The sequence below is a fragment of the [Clostridium] symbiosum ATCC 14940 genome, assembly GCF_000466485.1.
Taxonomy (GTDB): Bacteria; Bacillota; Clostridia; order Lachnospirales; family Lachnospiraceae; genus Otoolea; species Otoolea symbiosa.
The window spans coordinates 1-3,183 of sequence record NZ_KE993040.1 but is presented as its reverse complement, the minus strand read 5'-3'; the positions used below and the strand labels follow the sequence as shown (position 1 = coordinate 3,183).

Here is a 3,183-nt window from a genome sequence, read left to right as displayed (position 1 = left end):
TTCCTTCCTCCTTTTTCAATTGGACTATTCCAATATTTTCTAAAATCAAAACAAAAATAATAATTTTATTATTTTCTTTTGATTTATGTTGAAATAATATACTTTTTCTAGTCTTTCGTCAAGTTTATTCAGACAAACAATGGGATCTTAACAAATCCTTCACACCATTGGAATGGTCCAATTTACCTTTGTATCGTATAACACACATCGCAGAACAATTTTTTATTAAATCACAGAACGATAACCTGCACGCTCTGCGCACAGGTCTCATCATCAACAAAAAAAGATTCCGTAATACATGCCTGTATCACGGAATCTTTTTTATATTACTATTTTTTTAACTGTTTTATGTCCGTCCTTATGGACAGAAAGTCTATTATTATTGAAACATCGACAGATAAATTACTGTCCCATCTGCTTAGCAACTTCCTCAGCAAAATTCTCTTCCTTCTTCTCAAGGCCTTCACCAGTCTCGAAACGAACGAATTTTTTAACTGCAACTTTAGCGCCGTTTGCTTTGGCTACTTCTGCTACATACTGTGCTACTGTCTGTTTTCCGTCCTCAGCTTTTACATAAACCTGGTCAAGTAAGCAGATCTCTTTTAATTCTTTATTGATACGTCCTCTAACCATTCCCTCGATGATCTTATCATTCGCGTCCGGCTTCTCGTTCTTAGCTGCTGCTGTAAGAATCTCTGTCTCTTTCTCCAGGTAATCAGCGTCAACTTCATCTCTGTTTGTGAATAATGGTTTTAATGCTGCTGCCTGCATTGCCACGTTCTTAGCCATTACTTTCAGCTCGTCATTAACCACGTCTGTCTCTACGTCAACTAAAACACCGATCTTTCCGCCTGCATGGATATAGGAAGCAATGAAACCGTTAGCCTCTTCCACCTGTGTAAATCTTCTGATCTTCATGTTCTCGCCGATGATGGAGATCTGGGAGGAAAGTGCTTCTGCAACTGTTAAGGACTGATCCTTCTCCCACTTCTCATTTAAGAAAGCATCGATATCTGCCGCTGTTGTGTTAAGAGCCTGTGCTGCAACGTCTGCAACGTAGGTCTGGAACTTTTCGTTCTTTGCCACGAAGTCTGTCTCAGCGTTAACCTCTACGACAACCGCCTTCTTCTCGTCAACTGATAATGCTGTAGCTACGATACCTTCGGCTGCGATACGTCCGGCCTTCTTAGCTGCGCCTGCAAGTCCTTTTTCTCTTAAGAACTCTACTGCTTTATCCATGTCGCCTTCTGTTGCTGCAAGAGCTTTCTTGCAATCCATCATTCCGGCGCCTGTCATCTCACGTAATTCTTTTACCATTGCTGCTGTAACTGCTGCCATTTTAAAATCCCTCCGTATAGTTTTGATTATGCCTGAGCTGCCTCTTCTGCAACGTCTTCACCTTCGAATACAGGAGCTTCCGCTTCGCCCTGTCTTGCTTCGATAACAGCGTCTGCCATTCTGGAAACGATTAATTTTACAGCTCTGATAGCATCATCGTTACCCGGGATTACATAATCAAGCTCTTCCGGATCACAGTTTGTGTCGATGATACCGATTAACGGAATACCAAGTGTATGAGCTTCCTGTACGCAGATTCTCTCTTTTTTAGGATCTACTACGAAGATAGCATCCGGAACTCTCTTCATCTCTTTGATACCGCCAAGGTTCTTCTCAAGTTTCTCCCACTCTTTCTTGAGTGCGATAACTTCTTTCTTAGGAAGAACGTCGAATGTTCCGTCTTCTGCCATTGTCTCGATCTGTTTTAATCTGCCGATACGGCTCTGGATGGTCTTGAAGTTTGTAAGCATACCGCCTAACCATCTCTCATTAACGTAGAACATACCGCATCTCTCAGCTTCTGTCTTGATAGCGTCCTGAGCCTGTTTCTTTGTTCCTACGAACAGGATTGTGCCGCCGTCTGCTGCGATGTCTGCTACTGCTTTGTAAGCTTCGTCAACTAAACCTACAGATTTCTGTAAGTCGATGATATGGATACCATTTCTCTCTGTGTAGATGTACGGAGCCATCTTAGGGTTCCATCTTCTTGTCTGGTGACCAAAATGTACACCAGCTTCCAGTAACTGCTTCATTGAAATAACGCTCATGTTTCTTTCCTCCATTTGGTTTTATTCTTCCGCCGTCATCTTTGCTTCCGCGGGGACTCCATTGATTGGAGCACCGTCCTTGAGAATCCGTCCGGCGTGATTTTTTAGCCTTTATACTATAGCACAGGCGACATTATTGTGCAAGCTTTTTACACGAATTTTCAAATATAATGTTTATTTCGAGAAATTCTCATATCTTACTCTTTCAAAACAGGCCAAATCCCTGCCCCGTCACTCACAAAAACGACATCCCGGTTGACGGTAGTATAAACCTGAGTCCCATTTTCTTTAAATGCCTCTCTTATCTCATTCTCCGGCTCCTGTGCCGTCACTACTGCGTATTCCGGCTTTAAAGCTTCGATTAATTCAACGCCCCGTTTGGAATTTCTTCCATGGTGGGCCGTCTTGTATACATCGATTGCGGGAAGATCCAGCTTAAGCAGTTCACCAAGCCGCTCTTTTTCCGCATCTCCTGCATAAAACAGGTGAATATCCCCGTGCTTCACCAGCACGGCCAGAGAGTAATCATTGGATTTATTATAATGGAACTTCTCCGGAGGAAAGACACGGATATCCAGATCCCCATAGGTAAACAGGCGGTCTCTGGGCATCGTTTCCACCGGGATGCGTTTCTCCTCAAGTCTGGCAAGCAGCTCCTGATAAAGCGGTTTTTCACCTTCAAAATAAGGCGCAAGAACCTGGACTACGGGAATCTGGTCCAGAAGATAGGATGCACCGCCGATATGGTCCTTGTCGGGATGCGTAAGTATCAGGCAGTTTATTTTTTCCACTTTATTATCTTTAAGAAGCTCCAGAATGTGGGGCGCATCTTCCTCCTCCCCCGTATCAATCACAACACAGGTATCTCCGCTTAGAAGGATGGAACAGTCTGCATCCTCTTTCGTACCGGCAAACAGAAACTTCGCCTCCCGCGTAACCTCCCTGTTTTCCAGCAGATACCATCCAGCCAGAAGCGCTGCACACAATGCGCATACTCCGGCGGCCCGTAATAGGAAAACGGAAATCTTACGAATATTTTTCATTTAAATCTCCATTCCGCGCGCCTTCAGGCGCGGCA

3 protein-coding genes are annotated in these 3,183 nt (G+C 43.9%); all 3 read right to left on the bottom strand.

The genetic code is table 11. The features are described from left to right. Positions 1-402: 402 nt before the first annotated feature. A complete protein-coding gene (tsf, locus tag CLOSYM_RS21040) occupies positions 403-1,338 on the bottom strand; it encodes a translation elongation factor Ts (RefSeq protein ID WP_021643736.1) in 936 nt (311 codons plus the stop codon). A 26-nt stretch (positions 1,339-1,364) separates the two neighbouring features. Next, positions 1,365-2,105, bottom strand: a complete 741-nt coding sequence (rpsB, locus tag CLOSYM_RS21035) for a 30S ribosomal protein S2 (RefSeq protein ID WP_009299114.1) — start codon at positions 2,103-2,105, stop codon at positions 1,365-1,367. Between the two features lie 197 nt (positions 2,106-2,302). Beyond that, the gene (locus CLOSYM_RS21030; RefSeq protein WP_021643735.1) at positions 2,303-3,148 is read right to left on the bottom strand and encodes a ComEC/Rec2 family competence protein; all 846 of its coding nucleotides are present in this window, start codon (positions 3,146-3,148) and stop codon (positions 2,303-2,305) included. Positions 3,149-3,183 lie beyond the last annotated feature (35 nt).

What these genes read in the sequence shown, in the direction of transcription:
- tsf (WP_021643736.1), bottom strand. Translation starts at nt 1,338, where the DNA reads ATGGCAGCAGTTACAGCAGCAATGGTAAAAGAATTACGTGAGATGACA.
- rpsB (WP_009299114.1), bottom strand. Translation starts at nt 2,105, where the DNA reads ATGAGCGTTATTTCAATGAAGCAGTTACTGGAAGCTGGTGTACATTTT.
- CLOSYM_RS21030 (WP_021643735.1), bottom strand. Translation starts at nt 3,148, where the DNA reads ATGAAAAATATTCGTAAGATTTCCGTTTTCCTATTACGGGCCGCCGGA.